Source organism: Bacillus sp. GMs2/2 (assembly GCF_050172095.1).
Classification (GTDB): Bacteria; Bacillota; Bacilli; order Bacillales; family Bacillaceae_G; genus Bacillus_A; species Bacillus_A cereus.
Window position 1 is genome coordinate 1 of the sequence record NZ_JBNLYE010000562.1, and the last position, 1985, is coordinate 1985.

Sequence of the window (1985 nt, forward strand, 5' to 3'; positions counted from 1 at the left end):
TCACTGGATTATTTATTTCCTTTAATATAGCATACCTGGAGAGACTGCTCTTTTGATACATAAGGTAATTGAACTTCTTAAGCCGAAGGAGGGATAAAGAAATCCTTTAAAAAATTTAATTGGTGATAGCATATACTTTTACTGTAAATGGGTGATTCACACCACTTGGATTTGCGATATAATATTTAGAATTTGTATCTGCTGCAGTCCTGGACTCATTTGAAATATTGCTCCAACTAACACGATCTAGACCCAGAGAAACATCGACCATAATATTGAAAGAGATACTGTCAGAAGTCTCTCCCTGGGTAGGTTCAATAATCCATTTTAAACCGATTGTCCCTGGGGGTAAATTATTTATACTAAAGTTTTGGCTGGATCGGTTCTTTTCTCCAGGCAATGGCTTAGAGTCAGAAGAAATTTGGGAAATTAATATCTCTTTTTCATTAACGTTTATCCCATTTAATTTAATGATACTATCTATTAAACCTGGACCTGGAAAATCAGCTGCAATGATACCAGAATGTCTGATACCACCTTGTAGTATGAAATCTGTCCCCATTGTATTCATTCCACCATAAAATACTTGACCGTTTGTATCACGAGGGAAGTCTTTCCATTCATTTGTTGTGTTTTTTTGAATTAACTGTGGGTTACTACCAGTATCTCGATTTTCCTTTCCACTTGCAACAAACCAAGGATAATAATTATTCCATAATGCTGTAGCGCCACCTGTACCACTAAAATGGTTGAGATAGATATGATTAGAGTCGTTATTTGCCTTTAGAAGCTGGTTTTTTACTGCACTCCATTTTTCATACATTCCATCCGGTCCAGCGCTAACTTCAAAATTATCTTGGATATTTAATGATTCATAATTAATACCGTATTCTTGAGATGCTGCGAAGTTTTGTAGTATTACAATTTTTCCGCGGATATCTCCTAACTTAGGGTTATTTCTTTCTGAAAATGGAACAGAATTAGGTTCCCAAAAGTAGGACACATTACGGTCTTTATAACTTTTAAATATCTCCTCGAATGACTGTGAGCCGTTCTCTGGATCAGTTTCCTCTTTTAAGCGCATTAAAATTGTTTCATGAGGGTTGTCTCTTAAAAATTGGATTGTTTCTTTTAATACATCTTCAAACATTGCTTTTTGATTTACAATACCATGCTGCATGGCAAAAGAATTTTTCACACGTTTAACACGCATGTCTACATACCGTATTCCTGCATTGAACTGCTGAGGTAGGGGCATTGTTTGATTTCTTGTCAAATTCTCATCAATAAAACTCGCTCCATGTAAAGCCATAGAACCATGAGTACCTGGAATAGATAATTCGCTTATTCTTTTTGTATCTTCCAATTTTGACATCCAGTTTGGATTTCGATAACCTAAATCGGAGTCATATGAATAACCTGAATGTCTATCAGCAAATACTATTGAAGTTGTACATAAACTCGCTAGTGTAAAACAAGTAAGAATCCCGAATTTTAAGTGTTTTATAATCTTTATTTTCTTCATTATATCTCTCCTGATTTTAAACAGATTAGTCTTATATAATAATTTAGGTGCTTTTACCATATGCATAAAGTCCAGCATGAGAATAATAGACTGTATTAATTTGAAAATTTAGTTTTTATAAATAGTGCCAAATTTATAATAGGTACCAAAAGGTTTGTAAAGTTAAAAAGAAAGTAAGTCAAATAAGATAATATGTTAGCTACCATCAGATTTACTATTTTCATTTGCCTTAAAATATTGTGTTAGGTTTAAAATTTAGAGTGGGATATTCTCATTTAGATTTGCTCAAAAGCCATCGTGCACTGGGAACATAAGTTTAGAAATGTAATCATAAAAGGGTGGAAAGGCCAAAATAATCATGTGCAAGTTTAGTGAAATGATGACAAAGTATATTATCATACTTCATGTACTTTATAAGGCATACAATTCAAATCTAATATTATACAAAGAAAACAGAAGT

General features: G+C 33.1%; 1 protein-coding gene. It reads right to left on the reverse strand.

Features of this window, described 5'->3' with window-relative positions:
* Window positions 1-115: 115 nt before the first annotated feature.
* Window positions 116-1525: a phosphatidylinositol-specific phospholipase C gene (locus ACQGS6_RS27350; protein WP_426965943.1), complete on the reverse strand. Its 1410-nt coding sequence runs from the start codon at window positions 1523-1525 to the stop codon at window positions 116-118.
* Window positions 1526-1985 lie beyond the last annotated feature (460 nt).

What these genes read in the sequence shown, in the direction of transcription:
- ACQGS6_RS27350 (WP_426965943.1), bottom strand. Translation starts at nt 1,525, where the DNA reads ATGAAGAAAATAAAGATTATAAAACACTTAAAATTCGGGATTCTTACT.